Origin of the sequence: Streptomyces sp. NPDC021622, assembly GCF_040640795.1 — a bacterium.
Taxonomy (GTDB): Bacteria; Actinomycetota; Actinomycetes; order Streptomycetales; family Streptomycetaceae; genus Streptomyces.
On the sequence record NZ_JBFACK010000017.1, the window covers coordinates 20,503 to 44,124 of the forward strand.

At 68.8% G+C, this 23,622-nt stretch carries 22 protein-coding genes; 9 read left to right on the plus strand and 13 right to left on the minus strand.

What is annotated here, in order from left to right; genetic code table 11:
- The gene (locus AB0G47_RS29770) at positions 1-1,011 is read left to right on the plus strand and encodes a bifunctional lytic transglycosylase/C40 family peptidase (protein ID WP_360776672.1); all 1,011 of its coding nucleotides are present in this window, start codon (positions 1-3) and stop codon (positions 1,009-1,011) included.
- A gap of 301 nt (positions 1,012-1,312) precedes the next feature.
- On the plus strand, positions 1,313-2,014 hold the full coding sequence (locus AB0G47_RS29775) for a phosphatase PAP2 family protein (RefSeq protein WP_360776336.1): 702 nt from the start codon (positions 1,313-1,315) through the stop codon (positions 2,012-2,014).
- Between the two features lie 326 nt (positions 2,015-2,340).
- On the opposite strand, the gene AB0G47_RS29780 is transcribed toward AB0G47_RS29775, so the two are convergent.
- Positions 2,341-3,915, minus strand: coding sequence for an FAD-binding oxidoreductase (locus AB0G47_RS29780; protein ID WP_360776338.1), 1,575 nt, complete (start codon positions 3,913-3,915; stop codon positions 2,341-2,343).
- Positions 3,916-4,339: 424 nt separating this feature from the next.
- Between AB0G47_RS29780 and AB0G47_RS29785 the strand changes: the two genes are divergently transcribed.
- Both AB0G47_RS29785 and AB0G47_RS29790 read left to right on the plus strand, forming a co-directional pair.
- Positions 4,340-5,098: a hypothetical protein gene (locus AB0G47_RS29785; protein WP_360776340.1), complete on the plus strand. Its 759-nt coding sequence runs from the start codon at positions 4,340-4,342 to the stop codon at positions 5,096-5,098.
- Positions 5,099-5,213: 115 nt separating this feature from the next.
- Positions 5,214-5,393: a hypothetical protein gene (locus tag AB0G47_RS29790; RefSeq protein WP_266864899.1), complete on the plus strand. Its 180-nt coding sequence runs from the start codon at positions 5,214-5,216 to the stop codon at positions 5,391-5,393.
- 39 nt (positions 5,394-5,432) lie between these two features.
- On the opposite strand, the gene AB0G47_RS29795 is transcribed toward AB0G47_RS29790, so the two are convergent.
- Positions 5,433-5,759 carry a metal-sensitive transcriptional regulator gene (locus tag AB0G47_RS29795; RefSeq protein ID WP_360776674.1) on the minus strand — a complete coding sequence of 109 codons (327 nt, stop codon included), beginning with the start codon at positions 5,757-5,759 and terminating at the stop codon, positions 5,433-5,435.
- A gap of 227 nt (positions 5,760-5,986) precedes the next feature.
- Between AB0G47_RS29795 and AB0G47_RS29800 the strand changes: the two genes are divergently transcribed.
- Positions 5,987-6,607: a DUF47 family protein gene (locus AB0G47_RS29800; protein WP_135330927.1), complete on the plus strand. Its 621-nt coding sequence runs from the start codon at positions 5,987-5,989 to the stop codon at positions 6,605-6,607.
- Positions 6,608-6,614: 7 nt separating this feature from the next.
- A complete protein-coding gene (locus AB0G47_RS29805; protein ID WP_360776343.1) occupies positions 6,615-7,613 on the plus strand; it encodes an inorganic phosphate transporter in 999 nt (332 codons plus the stop codon).
- A gap of 122 nt (positions 7,614-7,735) precedes the next feature.
- Here the strand turns inward: AB0G47_RS29805 and pstB are convergent, their stop codons facing one another.
- The 10 genes from pstB to AB0G47_RS29855 form a co-directional block, all read right to left on the minus strand.
- Complete coding sequence (gene pstB, locus AB0G47_RS29810; RefSeq protein WP_360776345.1) at positions 7,736-8,512, minus strand: phosphate ABC transporter ATP-binding protein PstB; 777 nt, start codon at positions 8,510-8,512, stop codon at positions 7,736-7,738.
- A 50-nt stretch (positions 8,513-8,562) separates the two neighbouring features.
- Positions 8,563-9,615, minus strand: coding sequence for a phosphate ABC transporter permease PstA (gene pstA, locus AB0G47_RS29815; protein ID WP_360776347.1), 1,053 nt, complete (start codon positions 9,613-9,615; stop codon positions 8,563-8,565).
- Positions 9,612-10,634 (minus strand): phosphate ABC transporter permease subunit PstC, encoded by a 1,023-nt coding sequence (gene pstC, locus AB0G47_RS29820; protein WP_360776349.1) that lies wholly within the window; start codon positions 10,632-10,634, stop codon positions 9,612-9,614. Before pstC ends, pstA begins: the two co-directional genes overlap by 4 nt.
- 118 nt (positions 10,635-10,752) lie before the next feature.
- The gene (gene pstS, locus AB0G47_RS29825; RefSeq protein WP_360776351.1) at positions 10,753-11,883 is read right to left on the minus strand and encodes a phosphate ABC transporter substrate-binding protein PstS; all 1,131 of its coding nucleotides are present in this window, start codon (positions 11,881-11,883) and stop codon (positions 10,753-10,755) included.
- 202 nt (positions 11,884-12,085) lie between these two features.
- Positions 12,086-12,532 carry an NUDIX hydrolase gene (locus tag AB0G47_RS29830; protein ID WP_360776353.1) on the minus strand — a complete coding sequence of 149 codons (447 nt, stop codon included), beginning with the start codon at positions 12,530-12,532 and terminating at the stop codon, positions 12,086-12,088.
- Positions 12,502-13,572, minus strand: coding sequence for a CHAD domain-containing protein (locus tag AB0G47_RS29835; protein WP_360776355.1), 1,071 nt, complete (start codon positions 13,570-13,572; stop codon positions 12,502-12,504). Before AB0G47_RS29835 ends, AB0G47_RS29830 begins: the two co-directional genes overlap by 31 nt.
- The gene (locus tag AB0G47_RS29840; protein ID WP_360776357.1) at positions 13,553-15,799 is read right to left on the minus strand and encodes an RNA degradosome polyphosphate kinase; all 2,247 of its coding nucleotides are present in this window, start codon (positions 15,797-15,799) and stop codon (positions 13,553-13,555) included. The genes AB0G47_RS29835 and AB0G47_RS29840 overlap by 20 nt, the downstream gene beginning before the upstream one ends.
- Before the next feature lie 236 nt (positions 15,800-16,035).
- The gene (locus tag AB0G47_RS29845; protein WP_360776359.1) at positions 16,036-17,007 is read right to left on the minus strand and encodes an ABC transporter permease; all 972 of its coding nucleotides are present in this window, start codon (positions 17,005-17,007) and stop codon (positions 16,036-16,038) included.
- Positions 17,004-17,909 (minus strand): ABC transporter ATP-binding protein, encoded by a 906-nt coding sequence (locus AB0G47_RS29850; protein WP_360776361.1) that lies wholly within the window; start codon positions 17,907-17,909, stop codon positions 17,004-17,006. Before AB0G47_RS29850 ends, AB0G47_RS29845 begins: the two co-directional genes overlap by 4 nt.
- A complete protein-coding gene (locus AB0G47_RS29855; protein WP_360776363.1) occupies positions 17,906-18,394 on the minus strand; it encodes a GntR family transcriptional regulator in 489 nt (162 codons plus the stop codon). Before AB0G47_RS29855 ends, AB0G47_RS29850 begins: the two co-directional genes overlap by 4 nt.
- Before the next feature lie 142 nt (positions 18,395-18,536).
- Between AB0G47_RS29855 and AB0G47_RS29860 the strand changes: the two genes are divergently transcribed.
- Positions 18,537-19,070 carry a hypothetical protein gene (locus AB0G47_RS29860; RefSeq protein ID WP_360776365.1) on the plus strand — a complete coding sequence of 178 codons (534 nt, stop codon included), beginning with the start codon at positions 18,537-18,539 and terminating at the stop codon, positions 19,068-19,070.
- 75 nt (positions 19,071-19,145) lie between these two features.
- On the opposite strand, the gene mshD is transcribed toward AB0G47_RS29860, so the two are convergent.
- The gene (gene mshD / locus AB0G47_RS29865; protein WP_360776367.1) at positions 19,146-20,075 is read right to left on the minus strand and encodes a mycothiol synthase; all 930 of its coding nucleotides are present in this window, start codon (positions 20,073-20,075) and stop codon (positions 19,146-19,148) included.
- A 218-nt stretch (positions 20,076-20,293) separates the two neighbouring features.
- On the opposite strand from mshD, the gene AB0G47_RS29870 reads away from it, so the two are divergent.
- Both AB0G47_RS29870 and AB0G47_RS29875 read left to right on the plus strand, forming a co-directional pair.
- Positions 20,294-22,126, plus strand: coding sequence for a bifunctional metallophosphatase/5'-nucleotidase (locus AB0G47_RS29870; protein ID WP_360776369.1), 1,833 nt, complete (start codon positions 20,294-20,296; stop codon positions 22,124-22,126).
- A gap of 97 nt (positions 22,127-22,223) precedes the next feature.
- Complete coding sequence (locus AB0G47_RS29875; RefSeq protein ID WP_360776371.1) at positions 22,224-23,558, plus strand: DUF2993 domain-containing protein; 1,335 nt, start codon at positions 22,224-22,226, stop codon at positions 23,556-23,558.
- Positions 23,559-23,622: the final 64 nt, after the last annotated feature.

The following is a 23,622-nucleotide window of genomic DNA, read 5'->3' on the forward strand; positions in this document are numbered from 1 at the left end:
GTGCGTAAGGCGTGGCTGGTCGCAGCCGTCGGTATCGGTGGGGCGATGAGTTTCATCGCCCTGCTCGTCGTGGGGACGTACATGGCCGCCGGCAGCATCGCCAACGGCGCCGGGCAGGGGAACGTAGGGCTTGCTAAAGGTGCCGTGCCCGCCAGCTATCAGCCTCTCGTGCAGAAGTGGGGCAATCTGTGCAAGGCCATCAATCCGGCTCTCCTCGCCGCGCAGCTTTATCAGGAGAGTGGGTTCAATCCCAACGCGAAGAGTCCGGCCAAGGCTCAGGGGATAGCGCAATTCATTCCGGGGACCTGGGCCACGCATGGGGTCGATGGGGACGGGGACGGCGATAGGGATGTGTGGGATCCGCAGGATGCCATTCCGTCCGCCGCCTCGTACGACTGCAAACTCGCCGGATATGTGAAGGACGCGCCCGGCAGCCCGACCAAGAACATGCTCGCCGCGTACAACGCGGGCGCCTACGCCGTCATCAAGTACGGCGGCGTGCCCCCCTACCGCGAGACCCAGAATTACGTGAAGACCATCACGACTCTGCAGAAGAGCTTCGCCCGGCCCACCAGCCGCGTGCAGCCCTCGCAGCAGGCCGCCGGGGCCATCTACTACGCACAGAAGAAGCTCGGCACCGAGTATCTGTGGGGCGGTAATGGGACGGCTGATCAGAACGGCCGATTCGACTGTTCCGGGCTTACGCTGGCCGCCTATCGCAGCGTGGACATCACCCTGCCCCGGGTCGCCAACGACCAGTACAACGCCGGGCCGCACCCGAAACGGGACGAACTGCTCCCGGGTGACCTGGTGTTCTTCTCGGACGACCTCACCAATTCCCGTGCCATCCGTCACGTGGGAATCTACGTCGGCGGCGGCTACATGATCGACGCCCCGCGGCCCGGTGCCGTCATCCGCTTCGACCCGATCGATACACCGGATTATTTTGGCGCGACTCGCGTCACCGAGGACGGGGCGAAGGCCCTGCCCGACAAGGCATCGGCGGCCTGAGGGAAGCTGTACGAGGGGCGTACGCAGCGCGTACGCGTGGTGTGATGTGGCTTGAACTCTCCGTCAGCGCACTCCTCTGAGCTGCGGCGATGAGTCTCTCTTCGGTAACGTCTGAGTGATCATTCGGTGGAGGGTGGAACGTAGTGGATGGGGTCGCACGTTCCCTTGACTGGAACGCGAGACCACCCAGCAGGCAGCACTGACCACGGGGCAAGCGGCACTGATCACGGGGGTTGATGGAAGGGCGTACAAATCGTGCGCCCACGGCGAGTAGACCGAGAAGACAAGGGGCCGCAGCACCATGGCTGGACTCGACACAACAGGGTCGAACCCCGACGTCAGCCTGCTCTACGACATCAACGGCCTGGCCAAGGATTCGCCCGGCTGGCTGGCGAAATCGATGGAATTCGTCGGTGAGTACGGGCTGTTGCTCGCCCTTGTTCTTCTTGTCGTCTGGTGCTGGTGGGGGCAGCGGAAGCGGGGTGCGCTGGAGGAGGCGGCCGCTTCCGTGGCCGCCGTTGTCTGGGTGCCGCTCGCCGCCGGGATCGCGGTCCTTGTGAATGTCCCGATCCGTGGATTTGTGGAGCGCCGTCGGCCTTTCATGGACCATGACGGCCTTGAGGTCCTTGTCGACGGAAAGACCGACTTCTCCTTCGTGAGCGATCACGCGACGCTGGCGATGGCTCTGGGGGCCGCGCTATTCGTCGCCAACCGGAAGTTCGGTCTGGCGGGCATTGCGATCGCACTGCTCGAAGGCTTCTGCCGGGTCTTCATGGGCGTCCACTATCCGACGGACGTCGTGGGCGGGTTCGCGCTCGGCACGGCGGTGGCGCTGCTGCTCTCGCCGCTGGCGATGGCCCTGCTCACGCCGTTGGCTACGGCTGTCGGGCGCTCCGGCCGGGTTGGGCGGCTGGTGTGGGCGCGGCCTGCGGAAGTGACGGAGGTGGCTCGGCCGGCGTCGGCGCCGAAGTCGACTCCGGAAGACCGCGACCTGGCGGCGTAGCCTCCCGCCGGTCGCGCCGGAGCAGCCACCAGCCGACTCCGCCCGCGGCGGCGGTGACGCCCGCGGAGACGGCGGCGAGAGGGCCGGCGGCGGGGTGGTCGTGGGTGGCCGCGTGGGCGGCGGGCGGCGCGGAGAGGGCCAGCACGGCCGCGGCTGCCGCCGTGGTGGCACCTATTGGTCGAGTACGCATACCCCCAGGGCAACGGGCCCCCGCGAACTAGTCCACCCGAGGGCGTGTCGCGGGGGCCGTTCGAGTCGCGGGACCGGCTGTTCGGGGTACGTCGACCGAGCGCCCCGCCTGCGCTGAGCGGGGCGCCCTCCGTGTGCTAGATCGCCTGAGGGAAGTCGAAGAAGCGCTTCGGGTCGTACTGCTGCTTCAGTTTCTTCAGGCGGGGGGCCGCGTCGCCGTAGTACGCCTTGCGCCAGTTCGTCAGGGTGGGGTCCGCGTAGTTCTGGTAGGCCGCGCCGGAGGCATAGCGCGCCATGGCCCCATGGGCGGTTTTCAGCCAGGCCTGGGCCGGTTTGCCGGACGTACCCGGGCGCCACGAAGCGATGTATTGCGCGAGCACCCGCGAGCGGCGGTGCACGAAGGCCGTGGCCCCCGGGTCCACCCGGTTGATCGCCCCGCCCAGAGCCGTCAGCGCGATGCTGCCCGCGCTCGCCCCTGTCACGTTCTCCACCTGCGTCAGCAGAGCCCGCACACCCGCCGCGGAAAGCGAGCGGTCGAAGAAGTCGGAGCTTGCCGCGTACGTCTCGCGGTTGAGGGCGCCCTGCGGGCTACGGCCCGGAGTCGCCCCCGGCAGATGGCACTGCGCGTCCGACGTGAAGGAGGAGCAGCCCGCGTAGACCTCCATCGACTCCTTGTACGAGCGGCGCTTCAGCGAGACGCTGCGCGCCGGGGCGCCGACCTTGTCGGCCAGGCGGTCCACCGCGTTCTGCAGATCCCCGTACGTACCGAGTGAGAAGCATGCGACCGAGACCGTGGGTGTGCCGCCCGGCGTGTTCGCCAGATGGGCGGAGGACCATATCTCGTCCGGCTGGTCGGGGCCCCACTCCTGCCACGCCTTGATGACCGCCGCCGCCTTCGACCACGGCCAGGTCATGTAGGCCGAGACCCCTTGCGGGGCCTTGTGCGTGCGGAAGGTCAGTTCCGTCACCACCCCGAAGTTTCCGTTCCCCGCGCCCCGCAGGCCCCAGAACAGTTCCTTGTTCTCGCGCGCGCTCGCCGTCACCAGCTTGCCGTCCGCCGTGATCAGCGTCGCCGAGGTGAGGCTGTCGCAGGTCAGGCCGTACGCGCGGGAGACCACGCCGTGGCCGCCGCCGAGCGTCAGGCCCGAGACGCCCACCGTCGGGCAGGAGCCCGCGGGAATCGTCACGCCCTTCGCGGCGAGCCCGCGGTAGACGTCGATCAGCTTCGCGCCCGCGCCGACTGTCGCGGTCGTCCCGCTCGCCCGCGTCTTGTTCAGCTTCGATACGTCGATGATCAGGCGGCCCGTGCCGGACGACCAACCCCCGTAGGAATGGCCGCCGTTGCGTATGGAGACCGGGACGTCGTGGGCGCGGGCGTAGGCCAGCGTCGTGCGGATGTCGTCGGGGCCCGCCACGTACGCGACCGCCGTGGGCTTCAGCGTGTCGTAGCGGGTGTTGTAAAGCTGCCTGGCCGCCGCCCACTTGGCCTCGCCGGGCTTGACCAGCGTGCCGTCCAGGTCTTTGGCGAGGGCGGTGAGGTTCGCCGCGGCGGACGCGGCGGCGCTCGACGTACGGATGGGAGTGCCGGAGCCGGCGGCGCTGCGGGAGGTGGCACCCCCGCTCCCGCCCCCGGAACCGGAGCAGCCCGCGGCCGTCAGAGCGGTGACAGCGGCGGCCGCCGCGGATGTGCTGATGAACGTACGTCGTTCCATGACGCCCCTCCCGTTGCTTCCCGGTGTACGAGACGGCGTACGGGACCTCGGGGTTCCGGAAGAGGGGAGACGGAAGGAGAGGGAGGGCTTACACCTCCGACGCGTGGGACGCCGCGTCCGTCCGCGCCTTGCTGCGCGCTCTGCGGGCGGGTCCGCGCCAGCCACAGCTGCACCTGGCCGTGCAGAAGCGGCCCTGTTCGACCGTTGTCGTGCGGTGCGGTTCCTGTCCTTGTTCCTCGGCCACCGCTCCACGGTACCGATGCCGGGCCGGTGCCCTTACGCGTGACGGGTCAACGTACCGGTCGTTACACGGGACGACAGGGGGACTCGGCTCCGCACGGGAAGGCTTGGGGGTAGGCAGGCGATGGGTCAGCTGCACAGGCGCACAGGCGGGGCGGTGGTCACGGCCGCCGCGGTGGGTCTCATGGCAGTCGCCACGGCCTGTTCGGGCAGTGGGGCCGCCGCCGATGACAGCCCGGGCGCCGAGGACTCCGTCGACATGGTGCGCGACTCCGCGGACTCCCTGGTGCGGGCCGGGAGCGCCAAGGCCCGTACGTCCATGGAGATGGCGAGCGGCGGTACCCGCGTGACCATCCGCGGGCACGGTGCGTACGACTTCAAGCGGCAGCTGGGGCGGTTCGTGGTGGTGCTGCCGAAGGATCCCGCGGGGACGGAGGAGCACCGGCCCATCACCGAGCTGATGGCCGGCGGCGCGCTCTACATGAAGAACAGGGGGGCCGGGGTGCCCTCCGACAAGTGGGTGCGGATCGACACGGCGTCGCTGTCGGACGGCAACCTCGTCACCGGGGGCGCGACCGATCCGCTCGCCGCGGCGGAGCTGCTGCGGGGTGTGAGCAAGGCGACGTATGTGGGGGAGACGCGGGTGGCCGGCGTGAAGGTGCGCCACTTCCGCGGGAGCGCCGACCTGCCGCGCGCCGCGAGGTCCGCTTCGCAGGGGCAGCGCAAGGCTCTGGGGGCGGCGGCGAAAGGGTTCAGCAAGGGCGGGGTGCCGTTCGACGCGTACCTCGACGAGCAGGGCAGGCTGCGGAAGCTGCGCCAGCAGTTCAGCGTCTCGAACGCGCAGGTGGCGTCGACCACGCTGCTCTTTGACTTCGGGGTGAAGGTCGATGTGCGGCTTCCGGCGAGCGAGGACATCTTCGCGGGGAAGATCGCCGAGCAGTAGGTCTAGTCGCGTCCGGCCGTGTGGAAATGGTCCGTCCGTGCCATGCGCGGTGTGTAGGCCGCTCCCTACTCTAGGAAGTCGGTACGGGCGCAGGAAGCAAGGTCAGGAAGAGGTGATGAACGTGGCTCTGGTGCGCGGTACGACAGTTCAGGACCACGTCGCCCTCGCCGAGATCGAGCTGTGCGGCGAACTCATCATCGCGGCGAGTGCCACCGGCGAGGAGCGGCTGAGCCCCGACCGGATCGACGAGGTCCTGAAGGTCTCCACGGTCGTGGAGCAGCGATCCGACGACTAGCGATCCGACGACTGGAGCTTCACGTACGCATCCAGAGCTTCACGTACGCATCATGCGGGCGATCGCCTTCGTGGCTTCCTCGACCTTCGCGTCGATCTCGGCGCCGCCCTTGACCGCAGCGTCGGCCACGCAGTGCCGCAGGTGTTCCTCGAGGAGCTGCAGGGCGAAGGACTGCAGGGCCTTCGTGCTCGCCGAGACCTGGGTGAGTATGTCGATGCAGTAGGTGTCTTCCTCGACCATCCGCTGCAGACCCCGGATCTGGCCCTCGATGCGCCGCAGGCGCTTGAGGTGCTCGTCCTTCTGCTTGTGGTAGCCGTGCACACCCTGGTCGTGGCCGCCGTGCTCGGAGGGCGCTTCGGTGGTCATGGCCGCGTCGGCCGCCTCGGTGGTCGTCATCGCGTCCTCCTGCTGGACAGTCCCTGGACAGTCACTGGCTTCCCTATACCCCGGGTAGGTATAGGATACTCGATTCCCCGGGGGGTGTGCTGATCACTGTGCCTGATGGGCGACACTGGGTCCTGGCCGGTTAGCCGTGGCCGGATGATGCGCCTAGCATCAGCCTGACCGAATCCAAAGCACCCCGAGGACCCCACGTGCGCTTTCGTCTGACCCCCAGGGAGACGAGCTTCTACGACATGTTCGCCGCATCCGCGGACAACATTGTCACGGGCTCGAAGCTCCTGATGGAACTGCTCGGGGCCGATGCCTCCGCCCGAGCCGAGATCGCAGAGCGTATGCGGGCCGCGGAGCACGCCGGAGACGACGCGACCCATGCGATCTTCCACCAGCTGAACTCCTCCTTCATCACGCCGTTCGACCGCGAGGACATCTACAACCTGGCCTCGTCTCTCGACGACATCATGGACTTCATGGAGGAGGCCGTCGACCTGGTCGTCCTTTATCAGGTCGAGGAACTCCCCAAGGGAGTCGAGCAGCAGATCGAGGTACTGTCGCGAGCCGCCGAGCTCACGGCCGAGGCCATGCCGAATCTGCGGACGATGGACAACCTCACCGAGTTCTGGATCGAGGTGAACCGTCTGGAGAATCAGGCCGACCAGATTCACCGTAAGCTCCTCGCCCAGCTCTTCAACGGCAAGTACGACGCCATCGAGGTGCTGAAGCTCAAGCAGATCGTGGATGTGCTGGAAGAGGCCGCCGACGCCTTCGAGCACGTGGCGAACACTGTGGAGACCATCGCGGTCAAGGAGTCCTGACCCCTCCATGGACACCTTTGCTTTGGTCGTGACCATTGGCGTCGCGCTCGGATTCACGTACACAAATGGCTTTCACGACTCGGCGAACGCCATTGCCACATCCGTTTCCACGCGTGCGCTGACGCCGCGCGCCGCGCTCGCGATGGCCGCGGTGATGAACCTCGCCGGTGCCTTCATGGGCAGCGGGGTCGCCAAGACGGTCAGCAAGGGCTTGATCGAGACGCCGCACGGCGACAAGGGAATGTGGATTCTCTTCGCCGCTCTGGTGGGCGCGATCGTCTGGAACCTGATCACCTGGTACTTCGGGCTGCCTTCCTCGTCCTCCCACGCGCTCTTCGGTGGAATGGTCGGAGCCGCGCTCGCCGGTGGGATCGGGGTGATCTGGTCGGGCGTACTCGACAAGGTCGTCATCCCGATGTTCATCTCGCCCCTCGTCGGCCTTGCCGCCGGCTATCTGGTGATGTGCGCGATCATGTGGATGTTCCGCAAGTCGAACCCGCACAAGGCAAAGCGCGGATTCCGTATCGCGCAGACCGTCTCGGCGGCCGGAATGGCCCTCGGTCACGGTCTGCAGGACGCGCAGAAGACGATGGGCATCGTGGTGATGGCCCTTGTCATCTCCGATGTGCAGGATGCCGACGCGCCCATTCCGATCTGGGTCAAGATCGCCTGTGCGCTGATGCTCTCCGCCGGTACGTATGCAGGTGGCTGGCGCATCATGCGTACGCTCGGCCGCAAGATCATCGAGCTTGACCCGCCGCAGGGATTCGCCGCCGAGACCACCGGCGCGGGCATCATGTTCACCACCGCCTTCATGTTCCACGCGCCGATCTCCACGACGCATGTCATCACCTCCGCAATCATGGGTGTGGGTGCCACGAAGCGAGTGAACGCCGTGCGTTGGGGCGTCGCGAAGAACATCATTCTGGGCTGGTTCATCACGATGCCGGCGGCGGCGTTGGTCGCCGCCTTGAGCTTCTGGATCGTGAATCTCGCGTTCCTGTAGGAATACGGGAAAGCACAACGGAAAGGCCCGCCCCCCGGGAGCCAGGGGGCGGGCCTTTCTTGTTGCCCCTGCGGTGGCACCGCCATGCAGCACCGCAAGGAGTCGGAGGGGTCCAACAGGCTTTATCCGAAGCGGCCCGAGATGTAGTCCTCGGTCGCCTGCACGGACGGGTTGGAGAAGATCCGCTCCGTCTCGTCTATCTCGATGAGCTTGCCGGGCTGGCCGACCGCCGAGAGGTTGAAGAAGGCCGTACGGTCCGAGACGCGCGCCGCCTGCTGCATGTTGTGCGTCACGATGACGATCGTGAAGCGCTCCTTCAGCTCGCCGATCAGGTCCTCGATGGCGAGGGTCGAGATCGGGTCGAGGGCCGAGCAGGGCTCGTCCATGAGGAGGACCTGGGGCTCCACCGCGATGGCCCGCGCGATGCACAGACGCTGCTGCTGACCGCCGGAGAGGCCCGAGCCGGGCTTGTTCAGGCGGTCCTTGACCTCGTTCCAGAGGTTGGCGCCCTTGAGGGACTTCTCGACGATGGCGCTCAGTTCGCTCTTCTTGTACGAGCCGTTGAGCCGCAGGCCCGCAGCCACGTTGTCGAAGATCGACATCGTGGGGAACGGGTTGGGGCGCTGGAACACCATGCCGACCGTGCGGCGCACCGCGACCGGGTCGACGCCGGAGCCGTACAGGTCCTCGTCGTCGAGGAGCACCTTGCCCTCGACGCGGCCGCCGGGGGTGACCTCGTGCATGCGGTTCAGGGTGCGCAGGAAGGTGGACTTGCCGCAGCCGGAGGGGCCGATGAAGGCGGTCACGGAGCGGGGCTCCACGGTCATCGAGATGTCCTCGATGGCCTTGTGGGCGCTGTAGTAAGCGGTCAGGCCCGATACGTCGATTCGCTTGGCCATGGGGATCACTGCTTTCAGGGGGGTACGAGGGGGTCGCTGAGTGGCCGCGGTCAGCGGCCCGTCTTGGGGGCCTTCCAGCGGGCTACGCCGCGGGCCGCCAGGTTGAGGATCATGATGAAGCCGATGAGGGCGAGCGCCGCGGCCCAGGCGCGGTCGTAACCGGCCTGATTGCCCGCCGCGTACTGCTGGTAGACGTACAGCGGCAGCGAGGCCTGCGAGCCTTCGAACGGGTTCGTGTTGATCATGGGGTTGACCCAGACCAGGAGCAGGACCGGTGCGGTCTCGCCCGCGATACGGGCCACGGCGAGCATGACGCCCGTCGTGATGCCGCCGATCGCGGTGGGCAGGACCACCTTGAGGATGGTCCGCCACTTCGGGATGCCGAGGGCGAGTGACGCCTCGCGCAGCTCGTTCGGGACGAGCTTGAGCATCTCCTCCGTGGAGCGCACGATCACCGGCATCATCAGGATGGCGAGCGCCATGGCGCCGGCCCAGCCGGAGAAGTCGAAGCCCAGGATCAGGATCCAGAAGCTCAGGACGAAAAGGCCAGCGACGATCGACGGGATGCCGGTCATGACGTCCACGAAGAACGTGACGACCTTGGAGAGCTTCCCGCGCCCGTACTCGACGAGGTAGATCGCGGTGAGCAGGCCGATCGGCACGGCGATCAGCGAGGCCAGGAGCACCTGCTCCAGGGTGCCGATGATCGCGTGGTAGATGCCGCCGCCGGGCTCGTCGTCCGCGACGACGCCCATGGAGTGGGTCAGGAAGTAGCCGTTGAAGACCTTCGTGCCGCGCTCGATGGTCTCGTAGATCAGCGAGGCGAGCGGGACGACGGCCAGCAGGAAGGTGACCCACACCAGCGAGGTGGCGAGGCGGTCCTTGGCCTGGCGGCCGCCCTCGACGGCGACCGCGACGACGTACGAGACGACTATGAAGAGGATGGCCGCGATCAGGCCCCACTGGATACGGCTGTCGAGGCTCGCCCCCACGCCGATGCCGATACCGGCGGCGGCGGAGCCGAGCGCGACGACGACCGGCGTCCAGCGCGGGAGGCGGGCGCCCTGCAGGCTGCTCGTGGGCTTGACGATGGTGGCGCTCATGCGTTGGCCCCCGAGTACTCCTTGCGGCGCGCGATGATCAGGCGGGCCGCGCCGTTGACCAGCAGGGTGATGACGAAGAGGACCAGACCGGAGGCGATGAGCGCGTCACGGCCGTACTCGCTGGCTTCGTTGAACTTGCTGGCGATGTTCTGTGCGAAGGTGCCGCCGCCGGGGTCGAGCACGGACGCGCTGATGAGGAAGGTCGGGGAGAGCACGGTGGCGACGGCGATCGTCTCGCCGAGCGCACGGCCAAGGCCCAGCATCGAGGCGGAGATCACGCCCGAGCGTGCGAAGGGGAGCACCGACATGCGGATGGTCTCCCAGCGCGTGGCGCCGAGCGCGAGCGCGGCCTCCTCGTGCATCTTCGGGACCTGCAGGAAGACCTCGCGGCTGACGTTCGTGATGATCGGCAGGATCATGATGGCGAGCAGGATTCCGACGGTCATCAGGGAGCGCGGGGCGCCGCCCTGGTACTCGAAGATCCCGGTCCAGCCGAAGTAGTCGTCGAGCCAGCTGTAGAGGCCGGTCAGATTGGGTGCGACCACGAGGGCGCCCCACAGGCCGTAGACGATCGAGGGCACTGCGGCGAGCAGGTCGATCACGAAGGCGATGGGGGTGGCCAGCTTGCGCGGCGCGTAGTGCGAGATGAACAGCGCGATGCCGATGGCCACGGGGACGGCGATCACCAGGGCGATCACCGAGCTCACCACCGTGCCGAAGACCAGGACCGCGATGCCGAAGAACGGCTTGCCGCCGGTGGTCGCACCGGCCGGGTCCCACTCGAAGGTGGTGAGGAAGTTGCCCGTGTTGTCGGACAGCGCGAGGGCCGCACGGTAGGTCAGGAAGGCCGCGATGGCGGCCATGATCACGAGCAGCGTGATGCCGGAGCCGCGCGAGAGACCGAGGAAGATCCGGTCACCGGGGCGGGTGGCGCCACGGGAGGCACGCTTGGGCGTGACGGCCGACGGCTTCACGTGGTCGAGGGGTGGAGGTGTCGTCGTACTGCTTGGTATATCCATGGGATTCTCCGGTCTGCGGAGCCGACCAACGCTTCGTCAGCGGGAGTCGCTCCTGGCGGCGGTGCACCGGACGGTGCGGCCGGCCCTTGACTTACGGGGCCGGCCGCACTCGGTTCAGCTAGCTCAGGCCCGCGACGGTCGTGCGGACCTTGGAGATGATCTCGGCCGGGATCGGCGCGTAGTCGTTCTCCTTGAGGACGTTCTGGCCGTCCTCGCTGGCGATGTAGGTCAGGAAGGACTTGGTCGCGGCCAGGGTCTCGGCCTTGTTGCCCTTCTCGCAGAGGACCTCGTACGTCACCAGGGTGATCGGGTAGGCACCCTCGGCGGTGGGCTTGTAGTTCAGCTCCAGGGCGAGGTCGTTGCCCTTGCCGACGACCTTGGCCTCGGAGATGGCCTTGGAGGCGTTGTCGACGGTGGCCTTCACCGGCTCCTTGGCGTCGGTCTTCAGGTCGACCGTCTTGATGCCGTCGGAGGCGTAGGAGAGCTCGAAGTAGGAGATGGCACCGGCGGTCTGCTTGACCTGGCCCGCGACACCGGAGGAGCCGTTGGCGGACTGGCCGCCCTTGGCCTCCCAGGACTTGCCCGGCTCGTACTTCCAGGCGTCGGGAGCGGCGCCCTTGAGGTACTTGGTGAAGTTGTCCGTGGTGCCGGACTCGTCCGAGCGGTGGAAGGCCTGGATCTTGGTCTTCGGCAGCTTCGCGTCGGGGTTCAGCTTCGCGATGGCCTTGTCGTCCCAGGTCTTGATCTTGTCGTCGAAGATCTTGGCGAGGGTCTCGGCGTCCAGGACGAGGTTGTCGACACCGGGCACGTTGTAACCGACGGCGATCGGGCCGCCGACCATCGGCAGGTCGATGGCCTGGCTGTTCTTGCAGACCTTCTTCGACGCCGCGATCTCCTCGGGCTTGAGCGCCGAGTCGGAGCCCGCGAACGCGGTCTGGCCCTGCATGAACGCGGTGATGCCGGCGCCGGAACCCGTCGGGTTGTAGTTCAGCTGCACGTCCTTGCAGGTGGTCGAGTAGACCTTCCGCCAGGCGTCGATCGCGTTCTTCTGCGCGGACGAACCGGAGGCCGCGAGCTGGCCCTTGGCGTCATCACACTTGATGTTGGCGTTGGCGTTGGTCTCCTTGCCGGTGCCACCGCTGCCGCCGCTGGTGTCGTCCGAGCCGCACGCCGTGAGGGCCAGGGCGCCGGAGACGGCGATGGCGCCGAGCGAGAGGGCGCGGAGCCGGTTCTTGCGCTGAAGCTTCACTTTCGGAGTTCCTTCCGGGAGCCGCCGTCCTTGGGGTGGCGGCGTGCGAGGTCGTTCGTCTTTGCTTCTTGCGGTCTTACGTCGTGTTGTAAGGCCGAAATTAGGCAGGACAGGTGAAGCGGCCGATGGGCACGAGTGAACGGGGGGTGAACCTCGGCAGTCGGCCTGGTTAGGTCTCGCACTACGGAACGTATCTGATACGTCACGCAGGGTTAAGGACGCTGAGCAGGGCGTCGACAAGGCGCTGGTCACGGGGTTGCGTGAGGCGGTTGCGGGCGGCGGGCGGGGCCAGCCAGCGGATGCGGTCGACCTCGCTGTTGGGCGTGAAGTGACCTTCGGCCGCCTCCGCCGCCCAGTAGCTGACCTCTTTGGGGCGGCCCTGGGCGAAATAGCGGACCGTGGGCAGGCGCGCGCCGGGTATGCAGCGGTGGCCCGTCTCCTCCTCGACCTCGCGCAGGGCGCCGGCCAGGGGGTCCTCGGCGCGCTTCAGCTTGCCCTTGGGGTGGGACCAGTCGTCGTACTTCGGCCTGTGGACCAGGCAGATCTCCAGCTCGCCGTCGTACGGGGAGTGCCGCCACAGGACGCAGCCGGCGGCAAGTACGACTCCTCCGGCGCCCGTCACGGTGTGCGCACCGCCTCCCGCAGCCATGCCTGATGGAAGTCGAACCTGGCCGCCTCGACCTCGTGGCGCTGGTCGGCGTGCAGGACGCCGAGGGCGTACGCGGTGGCCGGGGCGATGCGGGGGGTCCGGGCGGCCGATGCGGCTGCCGATGCGGCGTCGGCGGCTTCCCTGTGGCGGTCGAGGGCGTGGCCCGCGTCCGTGAGGCGGAGGTCGTCGCCGCCGGCCCGGATGACCTCCTGGGCGTACCTGTGCAGGCGCAGGAGGGCGCGGGCCTTGAGCCAGGGGGCGTCCTGGGCCTCGTTCGCGGCCTCTGTGGCGAGGCCGTGGACCAGGGCTTCGGCGTTGTACGGGTGGCCTGCCTGGCCCAGGGGGAGGGCGGCGACGGCTTCCGCGAGGTTCGACTCCGCTTTGGCCGCCAGGGGTTCCAGGGCTTCCCTGCTGGAGCTGAGGGGGACCTCGCTCGCCAGCACCGCCACGTTGTCCGCTACCGCGTGGAAGCGGGAGGAGCCGAAGGCTTGGAGGGCGGTGGAGTGGGCCCGCGTCCTTGCGAGGGTGAGCTGCCGCTCCAGGAGGGCTGCGGCCTTGGCTGCGCCTACCGTTAGGCCCCTCGGCGTCCCGCCCGGTTCATCGGCACCCGGCGTTGTGGGCTGTGCCCACCCGTTCCGCCGTGCGGAACGCCTGCCCACAGCCTGAGCGTCAACGGCATCCGGGGGAGCCGGCACCCCCGGCGCCCCCGACAAGCGATGCAGCGCGTCAAGGAGGCGTTCCAACCGCGTCGCGTACGCATGTTCGCGGGCCAGCGTGCCGGAGAGCCAGGCCAGTTCGGGGCGGAGTTCCGTCGCCCACTCCTGGTCCAGGAGTGGGCGGAAGGTGTGCAGCGTGCCGCCGATGCGGCGGGCCGCGCGGCGCAGGGCCCTGGCCGCCTCCAGGGACTCCTCGGCGCCCTGCGCGTCCGTCGTCGACTCGCGGTGCAGCCGCAGCGAACGCAGGAACTCCGTGGCCTGGGCCCGGAGATGGGCCGCCAGGACCTCGCCCGCCTTCGACTCGTCAAGGTGTTGCTGTGCCACGCCGGCGCCTCCGGGCGTCTATGAGCATCTCCTGTACGTTGCGCAGGGGCTGGCCCTCCGGATCCAGCGCGTGCCGGGTCCAGTTGCCGTCCGCGCCCAGGTGCCAGGAAGCGGTGGTGTCCGACATGCCGGTCTCCAGGAGCCGGTTGAGTGCCGCCCGGTGTGCCGGGTCGGTGACCCTGACCAGTGCCTCGATACGGCGGTCGAGGTTGCGGTGCATCATGTCGGCGCTGCCGATCCACACCTCGGGCTCCCCGCCGTTGCCGAAGGCGAAGACCCGGGAGTGCTCCAGGAAGCGGCCGAGCACGGAACGCACCCGGATCGTCTCCGAAAGACCCGCGACCCCCGGCCGCACCGCGCAGATCCCGCGCACCCACACGTCCACCGGCACACCCGCCTGGGACGCGCGGTAGAGGGAGTCCACCACCGCCTCGTCGACCATCGAGTTGACCTTGATGCGTACGTAGGCGGGGCGGCCCGCGCGGTGGTGCTGGATCTCCTTGTTGATGCGGGAGATCAGGCCGTCGCGCAGGGACTTGGGGGCGACGAGCAGCCTGCGGTAGGTCTCACGGCGCGAGTAGCCGGAGAGCCGGTTGAAGAGGTCGGAGAGATCCGCGCCCACCTCTTGCTTGGCGGTGAGCAGGCCCAGGTCCTCGTACAGTCGGGCCGTCTTCGGGTGGTAGTTGCCCGTGCCGACGTGCGAGTAGCGGACCAGGGACTCGCCCTCCTGGCGGACGACGAGCGACAGCTTGCAGTGCGTCTTGAGGCCGACCAGGCCGTAGACGACGTGGCAGCCCGCCTCTTCCAGCTTCCGCGCCCACTTGATGTTCGCCTGCTCGTCGAAGCGCGCCTTGATCTCGACCAGGACGAGCACCTGCTTGCCCGACTCGGCGGCGTCGATCAGCGCGTCGACTATGGGGGAGTCGCCGGAGGTCCGGTACAGCGTCTGCTTGATCGCGAGGACGTCCGGGTCGGCGGCCGCCTGCTCGAGGAAGGCCTGCACCGAGGTGGAGAAGGAGTCGTACGGGTGGTGCAGGAGTACGTCGCGTTCGCGAAGGGCCGCGAAGATGTCGGGCGCGGACGCCGACTCCACCTCGGCCAGGTCGCGGTGCGTGCCCGCGATGAACTTCGGGTACTTCAGCTCGGGCCGGTCAAGGGCCGCGATGCCGAAGAGGCCGGTCAGGTCGAGCGGGCCCGGCAGCGGATAGACCTCGGCCTCGCTGATCTTCAGCTCGCGTACGAGGAGGTCAAGGACGTTCCGGTCGATGGACTCCTCGACCTCCAGGCGCACCGGCGGCCCGAAGCGGCGCCGCATGAGCTCCTTCTCCAGGGCCTGGAGGAGGTTCTCGGCGTCGTCCTCCTCGACCTCGAGGTCCTCGTTCCGGGTGAGCCGGAACATGTGGTGCTCCTGGATCTCCATGCCCGGGAACAGCTCCGCGAGGTGCGCGGGAGCGGCGATGACGTCCTCGATGGGGACGTACCGCTGCGGGGAGGCCTCAAGGAAGCGGGAGAGCAGCGGCGGCACCTTCACACGGGCAAAGTGCGTGTGGCCGGATACCGGGTTGCGCACGACCACGGCCAGGTTCAGCGAGAGCCCCGAGATGTACGGGAAGGGGTGCGCCGGGTCGACAGCGAGGGGGGTCAGGACGGGGAAGATCTGCTGCCGGAAGAGCGTGAAGAGGCGGGACTGCTCCTTCTCGGTCAGCTCGTTCCAGCGGACCAGGTGGATGCCCTCGTCGGCGAGGCCGGGGGCGACGTCCTCCTGGTAGCAGGCGGCGTGCCGGGCCATGAGCTCGCGGGAGCGGTTCCAGATCAGTTCCAGGACCTCGCGGGGCTGCAGGCCTGAGGCCGAACGGGTGGCGACGCCGGTCGCGATGCGGCGCTTGAGTCCTGCCACCCGGACCATGAAGAACTCGTCCAGGTTCGAGGCGAAGATCGCAAGGAAATTGGCCCGCTCGAGCAGTGGGGTGTTCGGGTCCTCGGCGAGCTCCAGAACACGTTCGTTGAAGGCGAGCCAGCTGCGCTCCCGGTCCAGGAAACGGCCCTGCGGAAGCTCGGCGCCGTCGTGTCCTACCTGGCCGTCCTCGTCGTACGCGTCGAGATCCGCGTCGATGTCGGGGTCCAGGTCCGACACGGCGGCCGCGAGTGTGTGCGGCCTGTGCGCGGCGATGGAGCCGACGGACGGCTGGGCGTGCTGGACCTGTCCTTGCGTGCTGGGCTGGCTCATGGCCCCATTCTTCCGCGCCGGGACCCCGATGGGCGCGTCGGAGAGTGCCGGGGTGAGGCGGAGCTTCCCGTTCATGGGGGGAGGGTCGGGCACGGCGGGCTGCATTGAGTGAGGGTCGCAAGCCAGTCTGAATCACTGGTTACGGCGACATGACGTGCGGGACATGTGCCGGAGACCCCCGGACATCTACACATCCGGGGGTCTGTCCTTCATGGGTCCCGATATGGGTCCCGATTTCAGGGCGTACGGCGCCTGAGCACGCGGAACGCGGCGTAGGTGGCCGCCGCCGCGAGGGCGAGGACGATCCCGGTCTCGACCAACTGGACGTACCAGAAGTGGGAATGGGGATGGAACTCCGCGTACCAGCCGGTGATGCGGGTGTCGGACGGGCAGGGGAAGTTGGCCATCTGGCCGGGGGAGCACTGGCCGGCGATGAAGCGTTCACCGGCCGCGTTGTGGACGCCCGTGTCCATGATCAGGGAGTTCTGCGGGAGGCCGTGCATCGTGTAGTGCAGGGGCGTGCCCGAGGCGCGCCCCGAGACCGTGCTCACCGGGAACAGGTCCCAGCGCATGCTGCCGAACGCCAGCAGGACGCCCCCGGTGACGAGGCCCGTGAGGGACATGGCGAGCAGCGTGCGGCGCACGAGCAGTCCGGTGAGCGCGCCGACGGCCACGGCGAGCAGGCAGTACGCGACGAGCGTGGGTCCCGTCGCCTCGTACACGCCCCGGTCGCTCCAGGAGAGGTTCCAGCGGCCCAGGATTCCCGAGGCGCCCAGCTGGAAGACCCCCATGAGGGCGAGCGTCCCGGCGGTGCCCAGTGTCGCGGCCACCGTGAGTTTCGAGGCGAGCCAGCGCGCCGGGGTGACCGACTGGGTCCAGGCGAGCCGGTGCAGTCCTGCTTCCAGCTCGCGGCCGGTCATCGGGCCCGCGACGAAGGCGCCGATCATCAGGGGAAGGAGCAGGAAGGCCACGGAGGCATTGCTCATGTACTCGTTCAGGAGGTCCTGGGCGCTGGCGAAGCCGAGGAACGTGTTCTCGCAGGGACCGATCCCGCAGCCGTCGAGCGCCTCCGGGTAGGTCTCGGCGGCCCACCGGAAGTAGCCGGTCAGCGCGGCCGCGAAGACGATGAGGCCGCCCGCCGTCCACAGGGCGGTGCGGTGCAGCCGCAGGTCGGCCCAGCGAGGGCCGCGGAGCAGGGGAGAGCTCATGCCGCCACCTCGCGCCCGGCGGGGGCCGTGGTGCCCGGCAGCAGCAGTGGCTCGGCGTCGGGGGAGCGCAGATGGGCGAGCAACAGTTCCTCCAGGGAGGGCTCTTCGACGTCCCAGGCGTCGCCGACCGGTCCTTCGGGCCGGATCAGCGCGGTCAGGCCGCGGCCGGTGGCGCGGGACTCGACGACGGTGTGCGGGGCGAGTTCGGCGAGCGGGCCGCGCCCGGTGACCAGGGCGTGTGCGGTGACGAGGTCGTCGATGCCGCCACCGAGCCGCACCTGCCCGCCGGACACGAGGAGCAAGTGGTCGCAGGCGTCGGCGAGTTCGCCGACGATGTGCGAGGACATCACGACGGTGGTGCCGTGTTCGGCGGCCTCGGCCATCAGCGTCCCCATCAGCTGGTGGCGGGCGAGCGGGTCGAGGTCGGCCATCGGCTCGTCCAGGAGCAGCAGTTCGGCCCGCTTGCCGAGCGCGAGGGCGAGTGCGACGCGGGTGCGCTGGCCGCCGGAGAGAGAACGGACACGGGTCCTCGGGTCCAACTCCCCTTCGGATACGACGCGTTCGGCGATGGCGGCGTCCCAGCACCCGGGGTTCAGCTCGGCGCCGAGGTGCAGGGTGTCGGCGATGCTGAGCTGCGGATACAGGGGCTTGTCCTGGGCGACGTACGCGATGCGCTCGCGGGCGGCGGCCGGATCGGTGCCGAGGACGGTGATGCTGCCCCTGGTCGGGCGCAAGAGCCCGGCGGCGAGGGCGAGCAGCGTCGACTTGCCCGCGCCGTTGGGCCCGACGAGCGCGCACACGCGTCCGGCGGGCAGCCGGAAGGAGCAGCCGCCCAGGGCGGTCTTGCCCCGCCTCCCGTAACTCTTGGCCAGCGCGGCCGCCTCGATGGCGGTGTCGGTCATGCGGGGTCCCCCTCGGATATGTGCTCGGACTGCTCTGACTGCCCGGGCTGCTCTGACTGCCCGGGCTGCCCGGGCTGCCCGGGCTGCCCGGGCTGCCCGGACTGCTCCGGCTGCGTGAAGTGCTCTTCGAGTACGGCGGTGAACAGCGCGGCGACGTCGTCCCTCTCCATGCCCGCGGCGCGAGCGGCGGCGGCCCATGCGTCGAGCTCGCCGCGCAGCGGGGAGTCGGCGGGCGCGGAGCCCAGCGACTTCCGTACGAAGGTGCCGAGTCCGCGGCGAGCCTCGACCAGGCCCTCGCGTTCCAGTTCGCGGTAGGCCTTCAGGACCGTGTTCGGGTTGATGGCCGTGGCCTCGACGACCTCACGGGCCGTGGGCAGCTTGTCCCCGGGCTCCAACAGGCCAAGGCGCAGGGCCTGTCGGGTCTGCTGGACGATCTGGAGATAGGTGGCGACGCCGCTTCGCCGGTCGATACGGAACTCGACCATGCCTTGCACCACCCTTTCACTAGTTGAGTAGTGAAAGGGTGGTGCAAGGGGGTGCGTTCCGTCAATAGGCGCTCGATCTTGTAACGTCTGCCGCTCCGAATGACGTGAACATGTATGGGAAGTCGGGGGACTTACCTTGTCGATGCCTCCGCCGCCTCAGGGCGGCTACCAGCAGCAGCCATACCAGGGCCAGCCGCCGTACCAGGGGCAGCAGCCCCCGTACGGTCAGCAGCCCCAACAGCCGTACGGGCAGCAGCAGTTCCAGCCCCAGCAGCCCCAGCCGCAGCGTCCCCGCGGTGGCGGTGGCGGCGGTTCGTTCAACCGGCAGTCACCCCTGATGAAGGTGGTGACGCTGCTCATCGCGGGCGTCATCGCGGGTGTCTGGTGGTACACGAGCCGGGGCAACACCACGAGCCCCGCGAGCAATAAGCCGGGCAGCTCCGCCAGCGAGCCCGCGGTCGCGGACGACGCCACCGAGGTCGGCGACTGCATGCAGAACAAGGGGTCGAACAGCAGCCCCGACATGGAGACCGTCGACTGCTCCAGCGCCGAGGCCGAATACAAGGTCACGAGCATGAACGAGTCCGAGTGCGCTCCGGGCGAGTCCGAGTACCAGCAGACCCGGCGCGGCCGCGTGCAGTACTCCCTGTGCATGGAGCCCATCACGCCGAAGTAGCGGGATGTCCAGGACGCGCGAAGGGCGCGGTGTTCCCCGTGAGAACACCGCGCCCTTCCCGTGTTTCTACGTCCCTCAGGACTCCGTCCGGTACATCAGATCCGTCTCGTGCGTGACGAACCCGAGCCGTTCGTAGACGCTCACCGCGGCCTTGTTGTCCGCGTCCACGTACAGCATCGCCGTCGGAAGCCCGGACGCCGCGAGGTGGTTGAGGCCGATCGTCGTCAGCGCCTTGCCGAGGCCGCCGCCCTGCGCGCCCGAGCGCACCCCGACGACGTACACCTCACCCAGCTGCTCGTCGGCGTGCACCTTGGTCCAGTGGAAGCCGACGAGCTCGCCGTCGCTCTCGCGTTCGGCGAGGAAGAACCCCGCCGGGTCGAACCACGGCTCCGCCTTGCGGTCGTCCAGGTCGCGCTGGGTGAGCGAGCCCTGCTCGGGGTGGTGGGCGAAGGCGTCCGCGTTCACCGCGAGCCAGGCCGCGTCGTCCTGGCCGGGGACGAAGGTACGTACAAAGACCCCTTCCGGAAGGACCGGATCGGGCAGATCGAGATCCCCCAAGGTCCGCCGCATCTGCCGCAGTTCACGGAAGAGGGTCAGGCCGAGCACCTGCGCCAGGTGCCGCGCGGCGGAGTGCCCGCCGTGCGCCCAGATCCGCAGCCGGCGGCCGGACTCGCCGAGCAGCGCCGTGCCGAGCGCGCGGCCGTGCCCCCGGCCGCGGTGCGCGGGGTGCACGACCAGTTCGGCGGCGGGCGCCTCGATGGGGTCGGTGTCCTCCAGCTGCGCGTACCCGATGAACTCGCCGTCGACGCTCAGCAGCAGATGCCGCACCCCCGCCCGCGCACCTCCCCGTAGCTGCAGCCGCCCCTGCTCGGAGACGGCCTGCTGGCCGTCCGCGCGGGCGGCGTCCGCGATGAGCCCGAGCACGGCTTCGGCCTGGGCGGGGGTGAGGGCGTCGACGGTGTCGATCTGCCGCATGGGGGCGGGAGGCTGCTGCTCGTCAGTCATGGTGTCGAGGGTACGGCGGCGGCCGGTCCCGGAGCAGTTCACCGGACGTATGTGATGCCGCACCGGCCCCACGGGCGCTTTGTCCCAAGCGCCCGTAACGCCGTTGATGGCAACCGGCCCGTAACCGGCAACCCCCTGTCGCGCTACGCGCGTTGACCCTAGGCTGCGCACGGAGTCTCACCGCCTCCAGCCGCCTCACACCCATCCCAGGGGGACACGTGTCAGCCACACCACAGCCGCGCAGAACCAGACGCCGGGCCACTCGTCTGCTCGCCGTCGCCGCCGGTATCGCCACGCTCGGCGCGATGGCGGCCGCGCTGCCCGCGAACGCGGGGCAGTCCGGCGGACAGGACGCAGCGGGCGCCGCCGCCAAGAAGCGCACGGTCGATGTGCAGCTGCTGTCCTTCAACGACTTCCACGGCAATCTGCAGCCGCCGGCCGGTTCCTCGGGCCAGGTGACGGAGAAGCAGCCCGACGGGACCGAGAAGAAGATCGACGCGGGCGGCGCCGAGTACCTCGCCACGTCGCTCCGTACGGCCCGCAAGGACAAGCCCTACAGCGTGACCGCGGCGGCCGGTGACCTCATCGGCGCGAGCCCGCTGCTCTCCGGCCTGTTCCACGACGAGCCGACCATCGAGGCCATGAACAAGCTGGACCTCGACGTCACCAGCGTCGGGAACCACGAGTTCGACGAGGGGGCCAAGGAGCTGGCCCGTATGCAGAAGGGCGGCTGTCACCCCAAGGACGGCTGCTTCGAGGAGGGCAAGGAGTTCAAGGGGGCCGACTACCCCTATCTCGCGGCCAATGTGACCGACGAGAAGACGGACAAGCCCATCCTCAAGCCCTACTGGGTGTGGAAGCACAAGGGCGTGAAGATCGGCTTCATCGGTGTGACCCTGGAGGGCACGCCCGACATCGTCTCCGCCGACGGCGTCAAGGGGCTGAAGTTCCACGACGAGATCAAGACGGTCAACAAGTACGCCAAGGAGCTGGACAAGCAGGGCGTGAAGTCGATCGTCACGCTGATCCACGAGGGCGGATCCCCGGCGTCGCAGAGCTACAACTACGACTGTGACTCCCCGGGCGCGGGCGACGGCATCTCGGGACCCATCACCGACATAGCCAAGGGCATCACGCCCAAGGTCGACGCGCTGGTCACGGGCCACACGCACTCCGCGTACGTGTGCACCATCCCGGACCCGGCGGGCAAGCCCCGCATGGTCACGTCCGCCTCGTCCTACGGGAAGCTCTACACGGACACGACCCTCACGTACGACCGGAAGACGAAGGACATCGTCCGTACGTCGGTGAAGTCGGCGAAGTCGGCGAACCACGTCGTCAGCCGTGAGCAGGCCAAGGCCAAGGACATGACCTCGCTCATCGGGCGCTGGAACAAGCTGGCCGAGCCCGTCGCCAACAAGCCCGTCGGCTTCATCTCCGCCGACATCCCGGGCCGCGGCGCAGGCGCCCCCGAGGCACCGCTCGGCGACCTGATCGCGGACGCGCAGCTCGCGCACGGCAAGTCGCTCGACCCGGAGACGGATCTGGCGCTGATGAACCCGGGCGGCATCCGCTCCGACCTGGTCTTCAAGGCCAGCGGCAGCGAGGGCGACGGTGTGGTGACGTACGGCGAGGGCTTCACCGTGCAGCCGTTCAGCAACACGGTCAACCTCGTCGACCTCACCGGCGCGCAGCTCATCACCGGCCTCAAGCAGCAGGTGAGCGGGCCCAACGAGGCGTCCCCGAAGATCCTGCAGATCTCGGACGGGCTGACGTACACCCTCGACATGACCAAGACCGGCGCCGACCGCGTCGTCACCGACTCCATCAAGCTGGGCGGCAAGGCGATAGATCCGGCCGCCACCTACCGTGTGGCGATGAACTCATTCCTCGCGGGCGGCGGCGACGGCTTCCCCGAGCTCGGCAAGGGTGCGAAGCCGCTGGTCGGCGGCGATGACCTGAAGGCGTTCAACGAGTACCTGACCGCCAACTCCTCGGCGGACAAGCCGATCACGCCGCCCAAGGCGGACAGGATCACCGTCGTGAAGTGAATAGCGCGTTAACAAGCGCACTCAGTAAGTGTCCGAAAACGGTACTTACCGTAAGTGAGGCTTGGGGTGGGGTGTGAACGTATGGTGAAATCAGCTGATGCGTTCCCCCCACCGCGTGGCCACGCTTCCGCCCGATCACAACCAGGCCTACCCGTCTGATGGTTGGCACGCCGAATCGGTTCCCCCCGAAGCACCAGACGCATCGGCATCAGCAGCCTCAGCAGCCTCAGCAGCAGGCGAGTCGCCCGCGGAAACGACCGCTCCGCTCAACCCGTACGACGAGCTGGGCGCCCTCGCGTCGCCGAACCCCCTGGAGGAGTTCCTCCACGAAGAGGCCGACGGCACGGACGAGGACGACGCCCCCTGGCAGCCCCCGAACCACCGCCGCCGCAGCCGCCGCCGCAACCGCTTCGCCGGGCTTCCGCTCGCCGGGAAGGCCGTCGTCGCCCTCCTCGTCGCCACCGCCTTCCTCGCGCTCGGTGACCGCTGGGCCGTGCTCTACGCCGAGCACGAGGCCGCCGAGAAGCTCAAGGAGTCCATGCACCTGAGCGCCGCTCCCGAAGTCGACATCGAGGGCTTCCCCTTCCTCACCCAGGTGCTCGACCAGCGGGTGGACAAGGTCAAGGTCACCGTCCCCGACGTCGCCGCCGACCGGATCTCGCTCGCCCAGGTCTCCGCAACCGCCACCGACGTACAGATAACCGGCGACGGACCCACCGACATCAAGGGCGCCCTCATCCGGGAGATGCACGGCGAGGTGCTGCTCTCCTTCGAGGACCTCAACCGCGAACTGGGCGCGTCCCAGGTCACGTTCAGCGGCCACGGCCGCGACCAGGTGCTCGCCCGCGGCACGCTGCCCGTCGCCGGGCACGACCTGAAGGTGCGCGCCGACGCCCGCATCCAGCGCAACGGCGACCGCGGCATCTCCACCGACATCGGCCGGATGAGCCTGCAGATCGGCGACCTGGCGACCTACCGGCCCGGCACCCGCGAATCCGAGGGCCTGCACCTCAGCAAGGCCACGGCGGACAAGCTCACCAAGGAGACCGCCAAGGCGAAGGCGCTGCTCTCCGTCCCGTCGATCGTCGACCGGCTCGGCGTCCCCGACTCCGTGGTGAGCGGCGCCCTGCAGAGCGACGCCAAGCTGAACGAGCTGGTCGGCTCCCCGCGCTTCGTCAACGACGTGATGGGCATCAACCTCATCGACGCCGCGATGGGCCACCCCGAGCTCCTGAAGAAGCTGGGTCTGGACCCCGCCCTCCTCAAGGGCCTCTCCGAGCTCACCCGCCCCGTACTCGCCGACCGCCTGACGCTCGCCTTCCGCCTTCCGAAGCTGCCCGGGTCGGGCAACGTATGGCTGCAGGACGTCAGCGTGCAGAAGGACGGGATCAGGGTGCAGCTGATCGGGGCGGGGCTCGGCATCGGCAAGTGAGGGGCGCCGGGCCTTCGGCGCGTCACGGGGGAGCAGGACCGCTCTCCAGGGGGAAACTCTCAGC

Excerpts from the sequence above, each read along its gene's own strand:
- AB0G47_RS29775 (WP_360776336.1), top strand. The coding sequence starts at position 1,313 with ATGGCTGGACTCGACACAACAGGGTCGAACCCCGACGTCAGCCTGCTC.
- AB0G47_RS29780 (WP_360776338.1), bottom strand. The coding sequence starts at position 3,915 with ATGGAACGACGTACGTTCATCAGCACATCCGCGGCGGCCGCCGCTGTC.
- AB0G47_RS29785 (WP_360776340.1), top strand. The coding sequence starts at position 4,340 with ATGGCAGTCGCCACGGCCTGTTCGGGCAGTGGGGCCGCCGCCGATGAC.
- AB0G47_RS29790 (WP_266864899.1), top strand. The coding sequence starts at position 5,214 with ATGAACGTGGCTCTGGTGCGCGGTACGACAGTTCAGGACCACGTCGCC.
- AB0G47_RS29795 (WP_360776674.1), bottom strand. The coding sequence starts at position 5,759 with ATGACCACCGAAGCGCCCTCCGAGCACGGCGGCCACGACCAGGGTGTG.
- AB0G47_RS29805 (WP_360776343.1), top strand. The coding sequence starts at position 6,615 with ATGGACACCTTTGCTTTGGTCGTGACCATTGGCGTCGCGCTCGGATTC.
- pstB (WP_360776345.1), bottom strand. The coding sequence starts at position 8,512 with ATGGCCAAGCGAATCGACGTATCGGGCCTGACCGCTTACTACAGCGCC.
- pstA (WP_360776347.1), bottom strand. The coding sequence starts at position 9,615 with ATGAGCGCCACCATCGTCAAGCCCACGAGCAGCCTGCAGGGCGCCCGC.
- pstC (WP_360776349.1), bottom strand. The coding sequence starts at position 10,634 with ATGGATATACCAAGCAGTACGACGACACCTCCACCCCTCGACCACGTG.
- AB0G47_RS29830 (WP_360776353.1), bottom strand. The coding sequence starts at position 12,532 with ATGGCTGCGGGAGGCGGTGCGCACACCGTGACGGGCGCCGGAGGAGTC.
- AB0G47_RS29840 (WP_360776357.1), bottom strand. The coding sequence starts at position 15,799 with ATGAGCCAGCCCAGCACGCAAGGACAGGTCCAGCACGCCCAGCCGTCC.
- AB0G47_RS29845 (WP_360776359.1), bottom strand. The coding sequence starts at position 17,007 with ATGAGCTCTCCCCTGCTCCGCGGCCCTCGCTGGGCCGACCTGCGGCTG.
- AB0G47_RS29850 (WP_360776361.1), bottom strand. The coding sequence starts at position 17,909 with ATGACCGACACCGCCATCGAGGCGGCCGCGCTGGCCAAGAGTTACGGG.
- AB0G47_RS29855 (WP_360776363.1), bottom strand. The coding sequence starts at position 18,394 with ATGGTCGAGTTCCGTATCGACCGGCGAAGCGGCGTCGCCACCTATCTC.
- AB0G47_RS29860 (WP_360776365.1), top strand. The coding sequence starts at position 18,537 with ATGCCTCCGCCGCCTCAGGGCGGCTACCAGCAGCAGCCATACCAGGGC.
- mshD (WP_360776367.1), bottom strand. The coding sequence starts at position 20,075 with ATGACTGACGAGCAGCAGCCTCCCGCCCCCATGCGGCAGATCGACACC.
- AB0G47_RS29875 (WP_360776371.1), top strand. The coding sequence starts at position 22,224 with ATGCGTTCCCCCCACCGCGTGGCCACGCTTCCGCCCGATCACAACCAG.